The 20,248-nt window shown below is 65.7% G+C and carries 17 protein-coding genes; 12 read left to right on the top strand and 5 right to left on the bottom strand.

The window, feature by feature from the left end; genetic code table 11:
• Positions 1-11 precede the first annotated feature (11 nt).
• Complete coding sequence (locus ITJ66_RS15885) at positions 12-827, top strand: polysaccharide pyruvyl transferase family protein (protein WP_194645229.1); 816 nt, start codon at positions 12-14, stop codon at positions 825-827.
• A 205-nt stretch (positions 828-1,032) separates the two neighbouring features.
• Here ITJ66_RS15885 and ITJ66_RS15880 read toward each other — a convergent pair whose 3' ends face one another.
• From ITJ66_RS15880 to ITJ66_RS20220, 3 genes are all read right to left on the bottom strand, one after another.
• Complete coding sequence (locus ITJ66_RS15880) at positions 1,033-1,575, bottom strand: hypothetical protein (RefSeq protein ID WP_194645228.1); 543 nt, start codon at positions 1,573-1,575, stop codon at positions 1,033-1,035.
• A gap of 142 nt (positions 1,576-1,717) precedes the next feature.
• A complete protein-coding gene (locus tag ITJ66_RS15875) occupies positions 1,718-3,436 on the bottom strand; it encodes a DUF4012 domain-containing protein (RefSeq protein WP_194645227.1) in 1,719 nt (572 codons plus the stop codon).
• Between the two features lie 191 nt (positions 3,437-3,627).
• Entirely contained in the window at positions 3,628-4,377 is a 750-nt protein-coding gene (locus tag ITJ66_RS20220) for a type II CAAX endopeptidase family protein (protein ID WP_194645226.1), read from the bottom strand.
• 148 nt (positions 4,378-4,525) lie between these two features.
• Here ITJ66_RS20220 and ITJ66_RS15865 point away from each other — a divergent pair, with 148 nt between their 5' ends.
• From ITJ66_RS15865 to ITJ66_RS15825, 9 genes are all read left to right on the top strand, one after another.
• Entirely contained in the window at positions 4,526-5,908 is a 1,383-nt protein-coding gene (locus ITJ66_RS15865) for a polysaccharide biosynthesis tyrosine autokinase (RefSeq protein WP_194645225.1), read from the top strand.
• Positions 5,905-6,504 carry a low molecular weight phosphatase family protein gene (locus ITJ66_RS15860; protein WP_194645224.1) on the top strand — a complete coding sequence of 200 codons (600 nt, stop codon included), beginning with the start codon at positions 5,905-5,907 and terminating at the stop codon, positions 6,502-6,504. Before ITJ66_RS15865 ends, ITJ66_RS15860 begins: the two co-directional genes overlap by 4 nt.
• Positions 6,501-7,487: a hypothetical protein gene (locus ITJ66_RS15855; RefSeq protein WP_194645223.1), complete on the top strand. Its 987-nt coding sequence runs from the start codon at positions 6,501-6,503 to the stop codon at positions 7,485-7,487. The genes ITJ66_RS15860 and ITJ66_RS15855 overlap by 4 nt, the downstream gene beginning before the upstream one ends.
• A gap of 241 nt (positions 7,488-7,728) precedes the next feature.
• Positions 7,729-9,165: a sugar transferase gene (locus tag ITJ66_RS15850; RefSeq protein WP_285026170.1), complete on the top strand. Its 1,437-nt coding sequence runs from the start codon at positions 7,729-7,731 to the stop codon at positions 9,163-9,165.
• Positions 9,165-10,310, top strand: a complete 1,146-nt coding sequence (locus ITJ66_RS15845; RefSeq protein ID WP_194645221.1) for a glycosyltransferase — start codon at positions 9,165-9,167, stop codon at positions 10,308-10,310. The genes ITJ66_RS15850 and ITJ66_RS15845 overlap by 1 nt, the downstream gene beginning before the upstream one ends.
• Entirely contained in the window at positions 10,307-11,257 is a 951-nt protein-coding gene (locus ITJ66_RS15840; protein ID WP_194645220.1) for a glycosyltransferase family 1 protein, read from the top strand. The genes ITJ66_RS15845 and ITJ66_RS15840 overlap by 4 nt, the downstream gene beginning before the upstream one ends.
• On the top strand, positions 11,257-12,153 hold the full coding sequence (locus ITJ66_RS15835) for a glycosyltransferase family 2 protein (protein WP_194645219.1): 897 nt from the start codon (positions 11,257-11,259) through the stop codon (positions 12,151-12,153). The genes ITJ66_RS15840 and ITJ66_RS15835 overlap by 1 nt, the downstream gene beginning before the upstream one ends.
• Positions 12,150-13,292, top strand: coding sequence for a glycosyltransferase (locus ITJ66_RS15830; RefSeq protein WP_194645218.1), 1,143 nt, complete (start codon positions 12,150-12,152; stop codon positions 13,290-13,292). The genes ITJ66_RS15835 and ITJ66_RS15830 overlap by 4 nt, the downstream gene beginning before the upstream one ends.
• The gene (locus tag ITJ66_RS15825) at positions 13,289-14,365 is read left to right on the top strand and encodes a glycosyltransferase (RefSeq protein ID WP_194645217.1); all 1,077 of its coding nucleotides are present in this window, start codon (positions 13,289-13,291) and stop codon (positions 14,363-14,365) included. The genes ITJ66_RS15830 and ITJ66_RS15825 overlap by 4 nt, the downstream gene beginning before the upstream one ends.
• Positions 14,366-14,402: 37 nt before the next feature.
• Here ITJ66_RS15825 and ITJ66_RS15820 read toward each other — a convergent pair whose 3' ends face one another.
• Positions 14,403-15,725 (bottom strand): hypothetical protein, encoded by a 1,323-nt coding sequence (locus ITJ66_RS15820; RefSeq protein ID WP_194645216.1) that lies wholly within the window; start codon positions 15,723-15,725, stop codon positions 14,403-14,405.
• 229 nt (positions 15,726-15,954) lie between these two features.
• On the opposite strand from ITJ66_RS15820, the gene ITJ66_RS15815 reads away from it, so the two are divergent.
• Complete coding sequence (locus tag ITJ66_RS15815; RefSeq protein ID WP_194645215.1) at positions 15,955-17,721, top strand: alkaline phosphatase family protein; 1,767 nt, start codon at positions 15,955-15,957, stop codon at positions 17,719-17,721.
• Positions 17,722-17,932: 211 nt separating this feature from the next.
• Here the strand turns inward: ITJ66_RS15815 and ITJ66_RS15810 are convergent, their stop codons facing one another.
• Entirely contained in the window at positions 17,933-18,286 is a 354-nt protein-coding gene (locus ITJ66_RS15810) for a hypothetical protein (protein WP_194645214.1), read from the bottom strand.
• A gap of 152 nt (positions 18,287-18,438) precedes the next feature.
• Between ITJ66_RS15810 and ITJ66_RS15805 the strand changes: the two genes are divergently transcribed.
• Positions 18,439-20,037, top strand: a complete 1,599-nt coding sequence (locus ITJ66_RS15805; protein ID WP_194645213.1) for an HNH endonuclease signature motif containing protein — start codon at positions 18,439-18,441, stop codon at positions 20,035-20,037.
• Positions 20,038-20,248 lie beyond the last annotated feature (211 nt).

The raw sequence follows: 20,248 nt of genomic DNA, 5'->3' as shown, positions 1-20,248 counted from the left end.
GGCTGTACAACATGACAATCGAGAACATCAGCGGCGTCGAGGTCGTCCATTGGAATCCTCGAAGCCCACTCATACGAGGGCGCCTTGGAAACCGTCTTCCGTTTGGACCGCGCCGCAATAATTTCGGAGATCTGCTTGGACCGGCGATCGTGTCCCGCTTGATCTCTCAGCGAGGACTGTCAGAAGCCGAGAAGCTCTCAAGTGGGAAGCGGCTCGTAGCTATCGGATCGATCCTCCACTTCGCAGCTGATGGGGACATCGTCTGGGGCAGCGGGATGAACGGCAAGATCACAGCCGATGAATACCACTTTCGGTCCCTCGACGTCCGGGCGGTTCGCGGCCCGCTGACGCGTAAGGCGCTGATCGAACGTGGCATCGACGTACCGGAGGTATTCGGTGACCCCGGCCTGCTGACGCCGGAGGTGTTCGGCGAGGTCGGAGAATGGGCGCAAGCCAAGAAGCATGGGCTATCGATTGTGCCTAATCTGCACGACTTCCCGTCGTGGCGCCGGCATCCCGATGCGGTCGACCCGACCGCACCGCTCCTGACTGTGCTCGAGCGGATCGCTCGCAGTGAGCGCGTCATCGGCTCTTCGCTCCACGGCATCATCGTCGCAGAAAGCCTTGGCATCCCCGCGACCCTGATCAAGCCAAGCACGGAGCCGCTCTTCAAATACGAGGACTACTACCGCGGGACGGGCCGAGACCGCTTCCCCGTCGCGGACAGCCTGAGTGAGGCCCTCGCGACTGCGGGGGATCCGATCACCACCTGGTCTGGCGACAGACTGCTTGGGGCGTTCCCGTCCGACCTCTGGAGGGCGGGGTAGACACGACTTCCGGGCGAGGGCAACCATGTTCCGCAAGCGCCAATCGTGCATGAGAGCACCGGTCCGTCCCTAAGCAGTGTTGGACTCTGGCACCTTTCTCGGACACGCAGAATCGGATGTCTCTGTGGGGCACACCACAATACAGAACGGCCGGTGCACGTGTGCACCGGCCGTTCTGTATTGGTCCTTGGACCAAAGAAGCTTGTTACGCTGCGACGCTTGCGCGCTGGCGGCGGATCATCACGAAGACCGCGATGAGCGCTGCGCCAAGGACGACTGCGCCGGCAGCACCCCACACGAGGAAGGCCGGGGTGTTGAAACCGGTGTCGGCGAGGCCGCCGTTGCCGGAGCCACCACCTGCAGCAGCAGCCTTCACCGTGACGGTGGTGGTGCCGATGATCTGCGAGGAGAGACCGGTACCGGTGACCGTGTAGGTGCCGGTCGCGTTGGTGGGAAGCGTGACGGTCAGGGAGACCGAGCCGGTGGCCGAGGCGGTCTTGACGAGCGTCTTGGTGTCGACGGCTGCGAGCGTGGCGCCGGTCGCGTTCTCACCGGTCAGGGCGAGCGAGACGTCCTCGTTCGGCTGGAACGCGCCGTCCGTGAAGGTCACGACGAAGGTGCCGCCGGGGGTGACGTCGCCGGTGACGACGATGTCGGCGCCGGGAACGTACGAAGCGTTCGCTGCGACCGGAGCGATGAACAGGCCAGCGAGGGCCAGCGCGAAGACCGCGGTGATTTTCTTGAGCATGTGGGTTCCCCTTGGAGACTGGTCGTTGATCAGTGCAGTACTGGCATAGCTGTAGCTACCGTCGCAACCAGCGGTGTTGCGACGAAGAATATTGCGCCGGCGCTGATACCCCCCGAAAACGGCTCAAACCCGACAACACGCATTACTGTACGGCAAATTTGCAGGTAACCGCCAGTTGTTGTGTTTCAGAAAGATGAAGTTTGGGGGTCGAGACGACAAAAGGTTGTTTCGACACGCCGGATGTCGACACCGCCACGTCGATCGTCGTGCTTTCACCGGGCGCCAGCTCGAGCCGGAACTGAGAGAGCGGGAAGTCGCCGTCTAGTGCAGGCTGCACCGGGAGATCCGCGCCATCGCGCTGGATTCCCTCGGTATACGCCCCTGGAGGAGAGTAGACCGCGACCTTGAAGTTGAAGTTGCCGGGCGTGACGCCATAGATGCCGGCACCGGTGATGTAGTCACTCAGCGAGGTTGCGGCGTCGGCGGGAGCCGTGTTCGTAATCTTCAGACGCAAACCCAAGACCTGTCCTCCGGCACCGCACTGTGCTATACCGCTCTGAGTCTCCACATCGAGGTAGTAGCCCATCTTGCTGCCGGTCGTGTCGTTGATGTACACGCCGAAGGCGTCGGCCCGCTGTTCCTCGGTCGGGAGCATGTCGGTCAACGTGGTGCCGGCCAAGAGCACCTGCTCCGCGTCAGCTGCATTCCACACCAGAACGCGTCGCTCGTCGCCTGACTTCGCGAGTGCCGCCACCAGCTTCGTGGCGTCGAAGTTGCCGGTCGAGATGCGGTCGAAGACCGCAGCCGACGCTGATGCAAAGAACGCGTCCTGCTCTCCGCCTGCGGGATAACGCTGATAGACCTGATTGAGCAGCAAATCGGCCGCATTTTCGGTCGTGAGCTGATCACCCGAGGGAAGGTCGATCGGTCCCGTCGCCGCGAGCAGGTATCCCAGGGCGACCGGGTCGATGCTGAGCACGCCATCGACGCGGGTCCCGAAGCGTTGGGACCACATCTCCGCCGCAAGCTCGGCGGACACGTCGAACCGAGGTGTCAGCGTGACGTCCTGGATGAAGCGGCCGGTGATGTTGCCGTAGATCCCTGCGGTCTCCGTCGACAGCGGCAAGACCGGCTCCGGGAACCGCGGGAAGTCGCCTGATGTCGCCTGCTGCAGGAGCGAGATGCGGCCCCCGTCCGTGCCGATCAGGGCCAGAGCACCCGGATTTCCGCCGCTCGCACGCGGCTCGGCCGGGTTCTGGAACATGATCAGGTAGTTGCGCGGACCGTCCGCGCCGAGCATCGTCGGCAGCAGGTCGATCGCGCGTCGCGCCGCATCAACCGTATCGGCGGTCTCGGTGAGGACCGGTCCGAGCTGGTCGACTGCCGACGACACCTGGCTGATGAGGTTGGTCTGGTCGATCCCTCGGACGCGCTTGGCCGCGCCCTCGAGAGCATCGTCGGCCGAGCGGACGTCCTGCTGAGCATCGACCATCGGCTGCAACGGCACCGCACCGTCAACGGGCTTGAATAGGTCTGGGCGAAGCGACCCGGACAGGTTCACGAGCGGGGCGATCGCTCCGACCGCGACCTCATCGGTCGCACCCGCCAAGTTCCGGACGGCTGCGAGGTTCGGCCCGATCCACGGCACGATTTCGGCCGCTCGCCAGATCGGGTCACTCGTCAGCGCAGCAGCCTCGCGGGCGTGGGATGCGAGCTCACGAGCGGTCTTGCCGGCAGCAGCTGCGTCTCCGCCGAGCACTTGCTCGCGGACCTGCTGAGCAAGGGGCACTGCCGCTTCCAGCTCTCCCTTGGCGAGGAACGCGCGTATACCGATCCACGCGACGGCCGCCAACAACAGCACGAGAACGCCGGAGACGATGAGTGCGGTCCTCCGGCGTCGAGCACGCAGTCGCTCGGGATCCGCGTTCTCCCGTCGTCGGGCACGGGAGCGCGCGGTCGTGCTCCGCCGGCCTCCGGACCCCCTGGAGGAGGTTCGCGACGGGCTTGAGGAAGGCGAGCGACGATTGTCGGATTCGGGTGCCGGCATGGGGGTTATTCAATCACGACGCCGGTGCCGCCGGTTACGGCGGACAGACCGAGCGCCAGGATCGACGCATTGAACACGACATGCGCCACGATCGCGGGCCCGAGCCGACCGGTCAGGACCGCGAGGCTTCCCGCGCCCAGCCCGACGAGCAGGGTTCCGACCCCGACGACGATCGCCTGGGCGACGGTGGTGACGGCGAGGAGATGCAGGACGGCGAAGAGCAACGCACTGATCGCGACCGCTATCCATCGCCCGCCACGGAGCATCCCGATAGTCGACGGGAGGACGAGCCCCCGGAAGAAGGTCTCCTCGACTACCGGCGCGATGAGGATCACCGAAAGCAACGCGACGACGACGTGCACCACCTCGTCCGTGTTCGCGAGCGAGACGGCGTTCCCGGCGGTGGCGGGAAGCCCGCCGTAACAGAGGACCTCGAGTGAGCTCACGACGATCCGCAGAAGGAGGCCCGCCGCAGCACCCCAGAGGAGGTCGATGGGGCGGATGCTCCAGCGCACTGCCGTCGGAACCGTCGGGCGCAGGCTGGGAACCAGCAGGACGATGAGGAGCGCGAACCCCAGTGGAAGCCACACGAGCAGGTAGCCACCGAGCGGCGAGAACGGTCCGACGATCCGCACACCACCTGGGAACCCCAGTGCGATCACGACGGTCGCGACGAATCCGATCGTTGCGATGACGAGACGCGTCCGCGCCGTCTGTTGATCGTCGTGCGGCGTGGTCTCGTCTGGGATCGTCACGAGAGCAAACTACGGCAATCGGCCGCGCACATGACACGGTCGCTCGGGAACAGGCGTCGGTTTGTGGCAGCATGGCTCCCAACGCCCTGTTCGGGGCACGCCTTGGCAGCAGGGTGAACCGCTCTCCTCATCGAACGGAAGCCACCGCGTGGAGCTCACCGACTATCTCCGTGTCCTTCGCAAGTACTGGGTGCTCATCGTCGCGCTCGCACTGGTTGGTGTCGCCGCTGCAGCCGCGTACTCCCTTGCGAAAACTCCCGAATACAGCTCCTCAGCAAAGGTGTTCGTGTCGACGCAGTCCAGTGACAGCGTCTCCGAACTGGCTCAGGGCAACAGCTACTCGCAGCAGCGGGTGAAGACCTACGTGAACCTCGTGAGTACGCCGATCGTGCTGCAGCCCGTCATCGCCGCTCTTGAGCTGGACATGACCTCTGGCCAGCTAGGAGGCCAGATCTCAGCCGTCGCGACTCCGGACACCACCATCATTCAGATCACGGCCACGAGCGAGGACCCGGTCCTTGCTGCTGAACTCGCCAATACGACGGCTGAAAGCCTGACTGGCGTCGTCGCGAAGATCGAGAGCACGGACGACGGCGCGTCGAGTCCCGTCAAACTGACCCGCGTACAGGAAGCGAACGTACCGACCAAACCGGGCAGCCCGAACGTTCCGCTCAACCTGGCTCTCGGCGTTCTGATCGGGCTTGCTCTCGGCATTGCTTTCGCGGTGCTTCGCGAGACGCTCGACACTCGCATCCGCAACGAGCGCGACATCGAGGGCCTCACCGAGATTCCCATCATGGGCGGCATAGCGTTCGACCCGAAGGCGAAGCAGCGCCCACTGATCGTCCAAGCCGATCCGAAGAGCCCGCGCGCCGAATCCTTCCGCAGCCTGCGGACCAACCTCCAGTTCCTCGATGTGACCGACCAGCCGCGCAGCTACGTCGTCACCTCATCGATCCAGAGCGAGGGCAAGAGCACGACGGCGGCGAACCTCGCGATTGCCCTGTCGGACGCCGGCCACCGCGTCATCATCATCGACGCCGACCTCCGTCGACCGAAACTCGCCACCTACTTCGATCTTGAAGGGGCCGTCGGCCTCAGCGATGTCCTGATCCGGCGCGCGACCCTCGAGGACACGATGCAGCCCTGGGGTCGCGGTGCGCTCACCGTCCTCCCTGCCGGCGCGATCCCGCCGAACCCGAGCGAGCTCCTCGGCTCGAGCGTCATGCAGAAGCTCATCTCCGGTCTCGAGAAGCAGTTCGACTACGTGCTCATCGACGCGCCGCCGCTCCTGCCCGTCACGGATGGTGCCCTGCTGGCTCGCCACACCGGCGGCGCATTGGTGGTCGTCGCTGCCGGCCGGACCCATAAGAACCAGCTGAAGGGTGCGCTTGAGGCGCTCGTCCATGTGAACGCCTCGGTCGCCGGTCTGGTCATGACGATGGTCCCGACCAAGGGCCCGGACGCCTACGGATACGCACGTTACGGCTACGGTGCCGGTTACGGGTACACCGAGGACGTGAAGGCGTGACCGACGCCACGACGGCGGTCACCCGTCCGTTCTCCGTGCTCTTCGTCTGCACCGGGAACATCTGCCGGTCGGCGCTCGGTGCACAGCTCCTGAAGGCACGGCTCGATGCTGCCGGCGTCACCGCGGGTGGCCACCTCATCCGTGTGGCGAGCGCGGGTACGGGAATGCAAGCTGGGCTGACCATGCCGCCAGAGGTCGTCGAACAGTCCCGTCGCTTCGGCGGAGATCCGAGCCGCCACGTCGCACGGCAGCTGGATCGGGACATCGTCGCGGACGCGGATCTCATCCTCACTGCGACGCGGGAGCACCGGAGTGATGTCGCCCGTCTCCTCCCCCGCGCCTCACGAGTGACGTTCACTGTTCCGCAGTTCGCTCGCCTGGTCGCGGAGACCGAGCCCGCCGCCGATCTCTGGGAGTTCGTCGCCGAGGTGGCCGCGGAACGCGGTCTCGTCCCACCGCCCGCGAACGCCGACGACGACGACATCGAGGACCCCTACCGGCGCAGCGCCGAAACCTACGAACGGGTCGGGACGCAGATCGACGCGCTCATCGAGGTCATCGTCACGCACCTGGCGCGGTCCGGTGACCGCCGATGAGCACCAAGCGCGGTCGTTCCACCTATCGGTCGGCACCGGCTCGCCCACGGTGGCGGGACTCGCTGAGTTCCAGTCAGCGGGTCCTCGTCCTCGTCGGACTCGCGCTCTTCCTCATCGTCGACGTGATCCTCGTCGGGCTCGCTCTCACGGCCAACCGGGCGCCGACGGCCGATGGCACGCCGCGCCCCCTCGTCACCTTCAACTCGACGCCCCAGCCGGCGCCGTCACCTGCGGCCTCTGCCGAGCCGACGGACGCCACGGCGGTCGACGGCAAGCGTTTCATCACCACCATCGATGGCCAGACGCTATGGCGCGCCACAGCCGGCGCGTGCGCGTCCACGTCGGCTGTCGTCGAGCGGAGTGTCGACGCCGGGGTAACCTGGGCTCCACTGGCGACGAACGCGTTCGACCTTCGTCAGGTGCTCGCCCTCACGACCGGCGAGGATGGGGAGCTCGAGATCATCGGAGCCACCGGCGACGCTTGCGCGGTCGGTGGCTTCTCCTCAGAGGACGCCGGCGACACCTGGGCGCCTGATGCCGCGTTGCCGGGCGAGGTCGGCTACCTGACGCCGGACGATAGCGCAGCCGTCGTCTCGGGTCAGGGTGTCGGCCTGCCCTGCCCGGCAGTGGACGTGCTCAGCTCGACGTCTACACGGACCGTGGCCGCCTGCGCCGCCGTCCTCGCCGAGTGGAATCCCGCCGCGGGAACGTGGGGTGCGACGCCGTATGCCGGAGTGCATGGCCTCGCCACCGAAGGAGATCGACTGATGTTCGTCGCCAGAGGCGTGCCCGGCTGCAACGGCCTTGGAGCACTTGCGACGACGGGCATCCCTGCTCCCTTCGCGAACGCATCACTGGTCGGTTGTGCCGAAGGCGCCGACGTCACAGCGCCCGCCGCACTTGCAATCGCCGGGACTGGAGCCTGGTTGTGGGTCGGCGACACCGTTCTCCGTTCGGGCGACGGCGGCGTCACCTGGGGCTAGGGTTATCCCTACATTTGTCACCAATCCGGGGGTCACCCGCAAAAAGGAGGACAGATGTTGCGCATCTTCACCGATAGTCTCAGCAGCAGTCCCGATACATCCGCGTATCGAACCACCAAGCTCTTCCCTCGTCACCCGTAGTAATTACGTGTTCCACCACGGAGACCGCATGCTGTCGCAGCCTTCCGTGCCGCTGCCAACGACGCCTGCGAGCACTCCCCCCGACCCAGCTCGCGCTGTCGTGCGCGATTGGCGCCGGGTCTACGCTCGGCGCCTCGCAGTTACCGACGCGATCGTCCTCATCTGGATCGTCTTCGGCACCCAACTGTTCTGGTTCGATTTCGACCAGGAGACGACCTCGGTCGGATTCGACATGACACGCGTTGTCGTGAACTACACCGTCATCTCGATCACCCTCATCGTCGCCTGGCTCGTGACGCTTCGCATCTTCGGCACCCGGGAGTACCGAGTGGTCGGAAGCGGGAATGCGGAGTACCGACTCATCGCCGACGCGAGTATCCGCCTGTTCGGCATCATCGCGATCATCGCCTTCCTCGTGAAGCTCGATCTCGCGCGCGGATACTTCTTGCTGGCCTTCCCCCTTGGGATCCTCGTCCTGCTGCTGTCACGGTGGATGTGGCGCCAGTGGCTGTCCGTGCAGCGTGCCCACGGTCGCTACGCGTCGCTGGTGCTGCTCGTAGGATCGGCTGATTCGGCCGAACACATCGCCAAGGAACTCACCCGCAACACGGACGCCGGCTATCGAGTGGTCGGCGCCTGCGTTCCGACGGGCAAGGTCGGCGGAACCCTCGGTGACACCGGTATCCCGGTCTCCGGCACCGTTGACACAGTTCTCGACGCCCTCGCAGTGACACGCGCAGATACGGTCATCATCACCAGCTCGGACGAGTTGACGCCGGTGCGTGTCCGCGAGTTGAGCTGGAGTCTCGAACCGGGGCGCCAGCATCTCATCGTCGCGCCGAGCCTCACCGACGTCGGCGGCCCGCGCATTCACACCCGCCCAGTAGCCGGCCTTCCACTCATCCACGTGGAGACCCCTCGCTACGAGGGTCGCAAGCGCTTCTCCAAGCGCGCCTTCGACATCCTCGGTTCCGGCCTCATCCTGCTCGTCGCCTCCCCCATCCTGCTGGTGGTCGCCCTCCTGGTGAAGTTCACCAGCCCCGGTCCGGTCCTGTATCGCCAGGAACGCATCGGCCTGAACGGCGAGCCCTTCAACATGCTGAAGTTCCGCTCGATGCGGGTGAACGCCGACGCCGAGCTCGCCGCGCTGCTCGCAGAGCAGGGCACCAGCGACCGCCCGTTGTTCAAGGTGCAGAACGACCCACGTTTGACCCGAGTCGGCGCCACGCTCCGGAAGTTCTCGCTCGACGAGTTCCCCCAGCTCATCAACGTCTTCCGCGGTGACATGAGCCTGGTCGGCCCGCGTCCACAGCGCGAGGGCGAGGTCGCACTCTACGACTCCGCCGCCAAGCGGCGCCTCATCGTGCAGCCCGGCATGACGGGCCTCTGGCAGGTCAGCGGTCGCTCGGCGCTCAGCTGGGAGGACGCGATCCGACTGGACCTGTACTACGTCGAGAACTGGTCGCTGACCGGTGACGTCATCATCCTCTGGCGGACGATCCGGGCCGTCGTGGCTCCGGGCAAGGAAGCGCACTGATGCCGGGGCTCATCATCCACGAGTGGATCGAGCGGCACGGCGGCTCCGAGAACGTCGTCGATGCGATGGCCGCCGCCTATCCCGACGCCGACATCCACTGCCTGTGGAGCAACGCGCCCGACCGCTTCCCCGGCCACACCGTGAGCGAATCCTGGATCGCCCGAACGCCTCTGCGGAAGAGCAAAGCGGCCGCGCTGCCGTTCATGCCGACCACCTGGGCCAGGACCGACGTCTCCGCCGCCGACTTCGTCCTCATCAGCTCGCACGCCTTCGCGCATCACGCCGGCGGGCGACAGCCGGCCGACGGACCGCAGCGGTTCGTGTACGTCCACACGCCTGCCCGATACCTCTGGGCCCCCGAGCTGGACGTCCGTGGCGGTAACGTCGCTGCCCGCGCACTCGCGCCCGCACTCCGTCGAGTCGACCGCAAGCGCGCGCAGGACGGCGCGACGTTCGCCGCCAACAGCGACTACATCCGCCAGCGGATGGAACGTTCGTGGGGCGTCGAAGCCGAGGTCATCCATCCGCCGGTGCGCGTCGAGTACCTCCAGAGCGTGCCGTCCTGGGCCGAACGCCTGAGCGCCGAGGACGCCTACCTGTTCTCGACGCTGCCATCCGAGTACATCCTCGGCGCCTCACGCTTCGTCGACTACAAACGACTCGACGTCGCCATCCGCGCCGGCGAACTCGCCGGTCTGCCGGTCGTGCTCGCGGGCGCTGGGCCGCAGCACGCCGAGCTGCAAGCACTCGCAGACGCAGCGACGGTGCCGGTCATCATCATGACGAGGCCGAGCGACGAGCTGCTCTTCGCGCTCTACCAGGCAGCATCGCTCCTCGTGTTCGCGGCTGTCGAGGACTTCGGCATCATGCCCGTCGAGGCGATGGCACTCGGTACGCCCGCGCTCGTGTTGTCCGAAGGTGGCGCGTCCGAGAGCGTGCTCGCTATCGACGGCGGTGTCGTCGTCGATGCGCTCGATGATGCGACGCTTCGCGAGGCGGTCGAGCGCGCCCTCCTCGTCGACATGGCTCCGGCACAGGAGCGCGTCAACGCCCTGTTCGGTTCAGCCGCCTTCGCCACCAAGCTCACCGGCTGGGTCGGTCGATCCGCCCGCGCAGACGGAACCGATCGGACCCTCGCCTCATGATCCTTGCCGACACCAGGTGGAGCGGCGTCCACGGCATCGGTCGTTATGCGTCCGAAGTGCTCCCGCGGTTGAGCGTCGAGTGGTCGGCGCTCGAGGTCGGCGGCAAGCCGTCCGATCCGCAGGACTTCCTCCGCGTGCGCCGGACACCCGGCGGCGAGACGATCTACTCCCCCGGGTACAACGGCTTCCTCGCACGCTCATCACAGGTGGTGACCGTCCACGACCTGATCCATCTGCACCCGACGACCAATCGTCGTGCCGTGTACCTCGCGCACTATTCGGCTGTCCTGCGCCCGATCATCCGTAGGAACCGACTGGTGCTGACCGTGTCGGAGACGTCGAAGCGCGCGATCGAGGAGTGGGTCGACGACGATCGCGTCCGAGTGGTCAACGCCGGCAACGGACTGTCGGAGGCGTTCCACCCGGACGATTCATCAGCTGCTCAAGACTCCGCTCCCTATTTCCTCTATGTCGGCAACCTGCGGGCGCACAAGAACGTCGATGTGGTGTTCCGCGCCTTGGCTCGAGTTCCCGAAGCGAAGCTCATCGTCGTCATGAACGACCGTGAGGGCGCCGAGCGTCGTGCAGCGGAACTCGGTGTCGCCGATCGCGTCGAAGTGCGGAGCGGACTCTCCGATCCGGAGCTCGCTGAGCTCTACCACGGCGCGGTCGCCACCGTCTTCCCGTCGTTGGTCGAAGGGTTCGGCCTTCCTGCGGTCGAGAGCATCGCGTGCGGAACCCCGGTGATCTTCTGGGAGGGCTGCGAGTCGATCGCCGAGATTTCGAGCGGCCAGGGGTTCCCGGTCGGTGACGCACACGACGACCTGGCCTGGGCCGACGCGATGCGTACGGCCCTGGCTGACCGACCCCATGCCACAGCGCCGGCGGCGACGTACAGCTGGGACCGGACCGCCGAGATCGTCTCGAACGTGTTGCGAGAGCGTTGATGGATCGTCCTGAAGCGGTCTCCTCGCCCCAACCTTCGATTGCCGCGGTCGTCCTGAACTGGCGCGACGCCGCGAACACGACCGCTTGCATAGCCTCGCTCGCACAGGACGGCGGTCTGAACCAGATCATCATCGTCGACAACGAGGCTGACGGCACGCTTCGGCAAGCGCTCGACACGTCGGACACTCCCGTGCACGTCCTGCTCGAACGGTCGGAGAACGGCGGCTTCTCCGCTGGAGTCAATGTCGGTTTGCGCTACGCCCTCGAGGCCGGCGCGGACTTCGTGCTCGTCATCAACAACGACGCTCGGCTGCACGAGGGAGCGTTGTCCGTGATGCTGGCGGCGTTCGAACGCGATGTGAATGTGGGGATCGTCGGTCCGGCGATCCTCAATGAGGACGGCTCGCTCCAGGCGCTCGGCCCGGCCATCGGTTTCCCCCTGAGGATCGACGAGACAGCGGGGTCGACGAGCCCCGACTTCGTGACCTGGGCGTGCGTCCTAGTCTCCCGACGACTTCTGGAGACCGTCGGCCTGCTGGACGAGACCTTTTTCATGTACTGGGAGGACGTGGAGTTCAGCTACCGCGCCCGTTCCGCGGGTTTCAAGGTTGCGATCGCGCCCGAGGCGACCGTCGCTCATGCGGTCTCGTCGTCGCACAGCATCGCCGGCGACCGGGTCCAGCTCTACTCGGCGTATGGACTCGGCCGTGTCGCTGCGCGTCAGCGGCACTTCCTCATTGCCTCCGTCATCCGCGCGACGCTACGTGTGGGCAAACGCGTCGCCGCAGGCCGATTCCGCTTCGCTGGTGACCTCTGGTCGGCGTATCGAGACGGTCTGCGCCAGACGGAACAGCCTGCTTTCGAACGTGTGACGAAGGACGCTTGGCCTCGATGACCCAGAAACCCATCGCCCGGTATTACCGCGGCGCGCGAACGACGCACCTCGAGCGGCTGCACGACAGCGCCCCGGGCGACTTCTTCTATCAGAAGCCGATGTACGACTTCGATGTGACGCGAGCTCCTGCAGGTGTCCGGGTCGAACAGACGTCCTTCGTGCACATCGCGGCATTGGTCCTCAAGGGCACCTACTCGAGGTTGGAGATCGTCGAACCGTACGCTCCCAGCGCACTGCCGCAGAACCTGGTTCTCGCGGCGGCGGCGCGCGTCGGCCGACTGCTTCATCGGCAGCCGACCCAGCTCGTGACCTACGCGATCGAGAACGCAGACCTGCCGCGGAAGGTCGCCGCGAGCACACATCTGCCAGTCGCCGTCACCCGGGCCCTGCTGCGTCTGACGGTTGGATTCTGCTACCGATCGCTGACTCGCGTCGTCTTCGGCACCGCCGACGCGGAGACGAACTACGAAGCCTTGCTCGGCGCTCGGATGAAGCGTCGTCCACCGGAGACGACCTTGATCTGGGGCCTGCCGACGGCCCACCCGTCCGCGCTCACCGTCGACAGCGACGAGCCGGCCTCGAAAGTGCTGTTCGTGGGTGCACTCGACGAGCGGAAGGGCATCCGGCAGCTCATGGACAGCTGGTCGGACGTGTTGGCGTCCTCGCCGAACGCCGAACTGCAGATCCTCGGCAAGGGGCCGCTCGAGGCGGAGGTGCTCAACTGGGCGGAGACTGCTCCGCGCACGACGGTCATCATCGACCCCACCCGTGACGTCATCTTCGAGGCACAGCGCCATGCTGACGTCGCCGTCCTGCTATCGCAACCCTTCACCAACTGGAAAGAGCAGATCGGTCTCCCGATCGTCGAGGGCCTCAGCGTCGGCACTGAGATCGTCGCGAGCACGGAGACAGGCATCGCGGGATGGCTGATCGAGCAGGGACATCGCGCGCTAACACCGGATGCAACCCGGGCAACGTTCGCAGACGCAATTAGTGATGCTCTCCGCACGCGTCGCGCGCGCTCGAAGGTGCTTACTGTTCTCCCCAAAATGGATGGCCGACTTGCAGCTGACCGTTGGTTGCTCACCGACGGTATCTCGGACCAGTCGAACCTCCCCTCGAAAAGACTGACGACATGACTAAGGCGACTCAAGACCCGACCGCAGGTATGACACCCCCAAAATCAGCGGACTCTATCCGGGTCCTCCTCTCGGTGAAGCCCCCTGGACCACGTGACAATCCATATGCAACGCTCCTGTTCAGAAGCCTCAACGCACTCGACGGCGTGGATGTCAACTTCTTCTCATGGCGCGAGGCCCTGTTCGGACGATACGACGTCTTTCACGTCCAGTGGCCGGAGGCGATCGTTCGGGCTCGAACGAGGACTCGAAGCGCTGTGGCCCAGCTGCTCACCACGGCGCTCCTCATCCGCCTTCGACTCAAGCGACGGAGCAAGCATGATCCGGTGATCGTTCGCACGGTCCACAATCTGCATCCTCATGAGCCGGGTACATGGCTGGAGACGAAACTCCTGCACCAGCTCGACGTCACCACGGACTGGTGGATCACGCTCAACCGACACTCGAATGTTCCCATCGACGCGCGACAGGCCCTGATCCCACATGGGCACTACCGCGACTGGTACACCATTCCCGACAACGTGTCGTCTCTGAGCTCAAAAACCGTCCTATATTTTGGGCTGATCAGGTCGTACAAGGGGGTTGATGTCCTGGTTCGCGCGTTCTCCGAGGTACCGGCATCGAGCGAAATGAGGCTGGCGATACTTGGTGATCCAGGCCAGTCGGATCAGGATCAATCACTCCTACGTGCGATCTCTGCTCATGAACGCATCTCAGCCGACCTACGGCACATCCCTGACGACCAGCTCATCGAAGCCATTAGCAATGCTGAACTCATCGTCCTGCCCTATCGCAAGCTTCACAACTCAGGGGCGATCCTGCTTGCTCTATCGTGCAGCACCCCCGTCCTCGTGCCCGACAACGCGGTCACCCGAGATCTGCGGGACGAATTCGGCTACGAGTGGATCATCACCTATGAGGGTGACCTCGAGGCCCACGACCTTGAGCGCGCGTACGCGATTGCATCGGCATCCGGCCGCTCAGGAACCGCGGATCTCTCCGGCCGTGCTTGGGCGGGAACGGCAACCGATCACCGCGAGGTGTACCGGGCGGCGCTCGGCCTGCAGCAGTGACTAGTCGAGTGTGCCGCGAGCGATAGCTCAGTCCGGATCAGCGAGTGTGAACGAGGATCGGAACGTGGGGGTTTGATGACTCCTGGGGGCTGCGGATCACGCCGGTCACAGCACCCGCAGCGAGCATCGCCGGGATGAACCAGGTTGGGAAGAGCATGTAGCTAGAGTCGACAACCGCGCCGATTCCGAGTGTCAGGACGATCACCCACATCCCGCTTCGTCTAACGACGGAGCGGGCAATGACTGCGAAGAGTAACAACATGCCGAATATCCCGAGCTGCATCATCATGCCGACGACACCCTCTGCGGGCGTTCGCCACTTCGCCATACCGAAGAAGTACTCCAGCGGGGTCAGCTGAGACAGGATGGACCTCCAAACGTCGCTCCGGCCAGCACCTCCCGATTCGACGATGTTGTCAAGCGAATAGCGTTCGATGAATCCTGGCTGGACAGTGATGACCGTCATGACGACACCGACCGCCACCGCCGTGATTCCAAGTTTTCGGCTCAGACTGCCGCCGCGGAGGAAGACGACGAGAGTTACGACGACCGCAGCGAGAATGGCCGTCCGCGATCCTGAGAGGGCAATAGCTGCAAGAGCGCCAAGTAGGACGACGACGTCCTGACGGCTTGACTGACGCTTCGCAATGCGGAGGAGAGCCGCGGAGAAAAAGACCGTCGCAGCCAAGCCAAAAATGTTGCCGTTCTGGTAGGTCGATGGAATCTTCGAGAAGTCGGCGACAGAGCTGGAGTAGATGACGTTGTTCTTCTGGGTGATGTCATCGCCCAGAGCATAGGACAATCCCGGGATCGCCGTCTCTTCAACGCCGCCGACGAATTGCACAAGAGCGTAGGCACAAGCGAGGAGAAACCCACGCTCGAGGCTCTTACGTATGGCCGTACCGTCATGTTTGAAATGTGTGGTGACAACGAGGATGACGACTGGGATGGCCGCCCATGCCAGGAACTGGAATGCTGCTGAGAATCCCGCGGGCAGGCCCACGGCCACGACTCGACATAGGACCCACACGAGATAGGTCATCAGCAGAAGATCCATGACTGTGTCGCGCCGACCCCAGCCGAGAGCAGCAGCAGCTAGAACGACGGCGATGATCAATCCGAACAGGAAGACGGGGAAGGGGAAGCCGTCGACCTTGATCCCAGCTTTCGGAAATGCCGCTGTGAGGAAGACGAGCACACAAGCGGCTTGCAATGGCTTGAAGATCGCCCATACGACCAAGAGACCCGCAGCTACGATGAGCAGAGTCAGGATCGGTGACAAGAATTGAAGGCAGGCGAAGACCAGTGCCGCGGTGACGACAGAGCCGCCGACCGCCCAGGAGACGCCTTGTCGATTCACTACTCCAGTATGTCCCACATGTGGCGCGTGACCGGGTTGAGTGCTGCATTGGGTTCACCCCAAGCAAGCGAGGGAAAGACCACTGCCACCGGGGCCGGGTGCGTCGATCAAGCACGATGCTCGGTCGCAAACATCCCCAACACTTCTGCACCGCTGACCGTCTCGGCCTACGCTGATCAATACAGCAGGGCCCGCCCCCGGCGGCTCTGCCGATCTACGGGAGGCACGATTGGCGCACGATGATGATCCTGCTACCGCACGCGACGGCACTCCGGCACTCGCTCCGCACCCGAAACGCCCCACCTCCCGCCGCGACTTCTTCCGCGCCGCGGGCTTCGGCGTCGCCGGGCTGGCAGCAGGCGGTGCGGTCGCCGGCGGGATCGCAGCCGCCACCGCGTCCAACCCGCAGGAGGACTACGGCTTCACGCCGCTCCCCAAGCGCAGCGAACCGGGGTTCGACCACGTCGTCGTCGTGATGTTCGAGAACCGCTCATTCGACCACATGCTCGGATGGCTCTACCCCGCCGGAGGCGAGCCGGCCGGCCAGACCTTCGACGGCCTCGCCCAGGGCGACTACAGCAACCCCGGCGAGTCCGGCGAGGCCGTCCCCGCCCACGTCTACACAGGTCCCACCGACCAGATCATGGCCCAGCCCGACCCGGACCCCGGCGAGTTCTACCCACACGTCAATACGCAGCTCTTCGGCACCATCGACCCCGAGAGCAACGGCGACCTCCGCAATCCGCTGCAGCCGCCGTGGAACCTCCCCGCCGACACCTCCTCCCCCAAGAACGACGGCTTCGTCAAGGACTACATCGTCAACTCGACGCTCGCCCGCGGCCGCAAGCCGACACCCGAGGAGTACTCCACCGTGATGGGCGGCTTCTCCCCCGAGATGCTGCCGGTGCTGTCAACACTCGCCAAGAACTTCGGCGTCTACGACCACTGGTACGCGGCGGTCCCCTCCCAGACCTTCTGCAACCGCTCCTTCTTCCACGCGAGCACCTCCCACGGGTACGTCACCAACATCGAAGGCGACGGCATCGGCAAGTGGCTGAGCGCCCCGGCCGTCCCCACCGTGTTCAACCGCCTCGAGGAGGCCGGCAAGACCTGGCGCGTCTACTACGACGCCCAACAGGTCGTCTCCCTCACCGGCCTCCTGAGCGCACCGTCGATCGAGCAGTACTGGAAGAGCAACTTCCGCAGCATGGAGCAGTTCCACGAGGACGCGGCGAACGGAAACCTGCCCGACTACGCCTTCGTCGAACCACGCATGGTGTTCGACCACAACGACATGCACCCGCCGGTCGTCCGTCCCGACAACCCGAGCCGCGACGACGTCGACCCGGAGCTCGACTCCGCCTACTCCGACATGCGCGCCGGCGAGCAACTGCTCGGCGAGGTCTACACGGCGATCAAACACGGGGCGTCGACCACCGGCTCGAACGCGATGAACACGGTCATGCTCGTCACCTTCGACGAACACGGCGGCATCTACGACCACGTCGCACCGCCCAAGGCGACCCCGCCGTCAGGTGAACCGGAGGCGGGCGAGATGGGCTTCACCTTCGACCGCCTCGGCCTGCGGGTGCCGACCATCGTCATCTCCGCGTACACGAAGGCCGGCAGCGTCATCAACGAGGAGATGCATCACGGCTCACTCATGAAGACCCTCGCCGAACTGCACGGGCTCGACCCGCTGACCGAACGCGACCGCACCGCCACGAGCATCTTCAACGCCGTGAACCTCACCTCACCGAGGCAGCCGGTGCTGTGGCCGACGGTGACGCCCGCCTACGTGCCGCCGAACCCCGAGGCGAACGCCCGCGCCGACAAGGACAAGGACCGCAAGCGACCGCTCACGCCGCCGGCCCTCGGACTCATCGGGATCCTCCTCGCGAAGTACGAACCAGGAGCGCCGCTGCCGGACAACTACGCCGACGCGTACGAGGTGCTGACGAAGCACGGCGAAGGGCTGTTCGGCACGCGGGACTGAGCGGGCGGTGGTGCCCTTCGACAAGCTCAGGGACCGAACCGGATCGAGACGGATGCGAACGCTCCGGTTCTCTGCGCACCACTCCCGTCCCCGAGCGCCTCCCCGGTCCCCGAGCACCCCTCCCGATCCCTGCGCACCCCACCCGGTCTCTGAGTACCTTTCCCGGTCCCTGAGCTTGTCGAAGGGTGGCAACCTCCGTCGAGGTGCGACCTCAGAACTCGACGTCTGCCACCAACGGGAACTCGGTGATCGGCTCATCGCCCCACGGTGCGAGTTCCAGGTACGTCGGACGGTCACCCTCGATACAGAGGAGCAGGCTCGCGGTCGAGGTACTCGCTTCGAGGACGGTCTGTCGCGCCGTGGAGGGCCGGTCGTCGCTCTCAGGGACAAGGTCGATCGAGGGACAGCTGCCGCAGCCGCACATCCCGTGCACCGAGGTGTCTGCGAGTAGTCCCGCCCATCGTTCTCGATCGGAGGCGGTGACGGCCCGGTCCGCACCGTGATCGGTTCCGCGGGCGATCAGGGCGACCATGAGGTCGCGCTCGCGAGCGGACAGGGGGCGCATGTGGCGAGTGTACGCGGGCCGCGCGAGAAGCCCCTCCCCGCTCGCCGACCCCAACGAGGCACCTACGCGCAACATCTGTTGGCTAAATACCCCAGATCAGGGGGATAATCGGTCCGCGTTCGAATGTCAGTGGCTCATGTTTGGATGGTCCCATGTCCAGCAGCCCACGCGTTCCCCTCGGTCCGGTCTCCACCGACCCCTTGGGCACGCTGGGCGAGACGGTGTCCGAGTTCCTCCGCACGTGGTCGGGCGCCCTCGACCCGATCCGACCGGGCGACGACGCCATCGAGCAGCTCGCCGGCATGAACGACGCGGGCGTGGTCCGCGTCCTCGACCAACTGGGTGCGGTGCAGCACGTGGTCGAGGTCCTGGCAGCACGTGTCATGGGCTCGGTGTCCGAGCGCTCCCGCAGCGGCATCGTCGGCCACGACCCGTTGGCCCGCAGCCACGGGTACGCGACGCCGGCCGTCATGCTCTCGGAGCGGTGGCGCATGCCTCGCGGACGCGCCGCCACAATCGCCTCGGTCGCCCAGGCGATCACCCCCAAGCGCGCCCTCACCGGCGACGTCATCGAATGCGACCGCCCCGAGATCGCCGCGGCCATCGAACCCCGGCCAGCCGCCGACGCCCCGTGCCTGCCGCTGTCCGAAGGCGACAACCCGACGTGCACGATCGACCACGACGAGGCGACCACCCCATCCGGCTTCGTCCGGTCCGCCCTCAGCGTCGAGGGTGCGGGCATCCTGCTGCGCGAACTGCGACTGGTGGGCTCCGGTGTCGACGACGAACGCATCCACCGAGCCGTCAGCGCCGGCATCGAGCACTGCGACGGCGCGCCACTCGCCGAGGTCACCAGTCTCTCGAAGCTCGTCCGCACCAGCCTCGACCAAGACGGCCCCGTGCCGCGCGAGATCGCGCTCCGGAAGCAGCAGCGCTGCACCCTCCGCGAACTCCCCGACGGCATGACCGAGCTCCGCGCCTTCCTCGCGCCCGAGGCGGCGGGATGGGTCCGCGCGACGATGGACGCCGTCGTCGGCAAGCAACTGCGGCAGGTCCGGTTCGTCGATCCCTCCGATGAAACGGCCGCGGCGGCAGCGAACAGCAGCGAGCTGCCCTCCGCGGATCCCCTCGACGACGCCTACGTTCCGGCCGCAGAGATGCCCGACACCCGCACGATGGACGAGCGTCGCGTGGAAGCCCTCGTCGGGGTCTTCCGTCACGCCGCGGGTTGCGAGTCGGCGGTCATGGAACTGGCGCCCGTCTCCCTCATCATCCGCATGGACGAACCCGATCTGGCCGACGACGGCCAGTGGTCCGACGGCAAGGCCTACATCGACGGCGTCTCCGAACCGATCTCCGCCGGCACCGCACGGTGCATGGCGGCCGATGGCCGGGTCATCCCGATGGTGCTCGGCGGGCCGTCCCAGGTACTCGACCTCGGAGTTGGCACACGGTTGTTCACCAAAGGGCAGAAGATGGCCCTCGCCGAGCGTGATGGCGGCTGCGCCTGGACCGGCTGTACCCATCCACCGTCCTATACCGAGGCTCATCACCTCGTCTGGTGGTCGCGAGGCGGACCGACCGACCTGTCCAACGGCATCTTGTTGTGCGGCTTCCATCACCATCGCATCCACAACGACGGATGGGAGGTCATCGTGCGCGACCACGTGCCCTGGTTCATCCCGCCCGCGCATATCGACCCGCATCGCATTCCACGGCGCGGCGGCAAGCCGAGGCTGCGCGCTGCGTGACGTGCTCAGCCCGACCGGACGATTATCTTGACGTCAACCCAATCCACGCGGCCGGACGCTCCGAAGCACTGTTTCCGGTCATTTTCGTTACCCGAACGCGCAAATGGCCGGCGCGCATGGCCTGGGCCAAGCGGTCCCGGCACGTGCGACCGGGCGGAGTGCAGCAATGGAGCTGCCGCTCCGCCTTCCTCCCCCGCTGGGCTCGAAGCAA

The sequence above is a fragment of the Plantibacter sp. VKM Ac-2885 genome, assembly GCF_015351205.1.
Taxonomy (GTDB): domain Bacteria; phylum Actinomycetota; class Actinomycetes; order Actinomycetales; family Microbacteriaceae; genus Plantibacter; species Plantibacter auratus.
The sequence above is the reverse complement of the archived record's forward strand: the minus strand, read 5'-3'. Positions and strand labels throughout refer to the sequence as shown.

Coding starts and splice junctions, on each gene's coding strand:
- ITJ66_RS15885 (WP_194645229.1), top strand. CDS start 12: ATGACAATCGAGAACATCAGCGGCGTCGAGGTCGTCCATTGGAATCCT.
- ITJ66_RS15880 (WP_194645228.1), bottom strand. CDS start 1,575: ATGCTCAAGAAAATCACCGCGGTCTTCGCGCTGGCCCTCGCTGGCCTG.
- ITJ66_RS15855 (WP_194645223.1), top strand. CDS start 6,501: ATGAGCACCAAGCGCGGTCGTTCCACCTATCGGTCGGCACCGGCTCGC.
- ITJ66_RS15845 (WP_194645221.1), top strand. CDS start 9,165: ATGCCGGGGCTCATCATCCACGAGTGGATCGAGCGGCACGGCGGCTCC.
- ITJ66_RS15840 (WP_194645220.1), top strand. CDS start 10,307: ATGATCCTTGCCGACACCAGGTGGAGCGGCGTCCACGGCATCGGTCGT.
- ITJ66_RS15835 (WP_194645219.1), top strand. CDS start 11,257: ATGGATCGTCCTGAAGCGGTCTCCTCGCCCCAACCTTCGATTGCCGCG.
- ITJ66_RS15830 (WP_194645218.1), top strand. CDS start 12,150: ATGACCCAGAAACCCATCGCCCGGTATTACCGCGGCGCGCGAACGACG.
- ITJ66_RS15825 (WP_194645217.1), top strand. CDS start 13,289: ATGACTAAGGCGACTCAAGACCCGACCGCAGGTATGACACCCCCAAAA.
- ITJ66_RS15810 (WP_194645214.1), bottom strand. CDS start 18,286: ATGCGCCCCCTGTCCGCTCGCGAGCGCGACCTCATGGTCGCCCTGATC.
- ITJ66_RS15805 (WP_194645213.1), top strand. CDS start 18,439: ATGTCCAGCAGCCCACGCGTTCCCCTCGGTCCGGTCTCCACCGACCCC.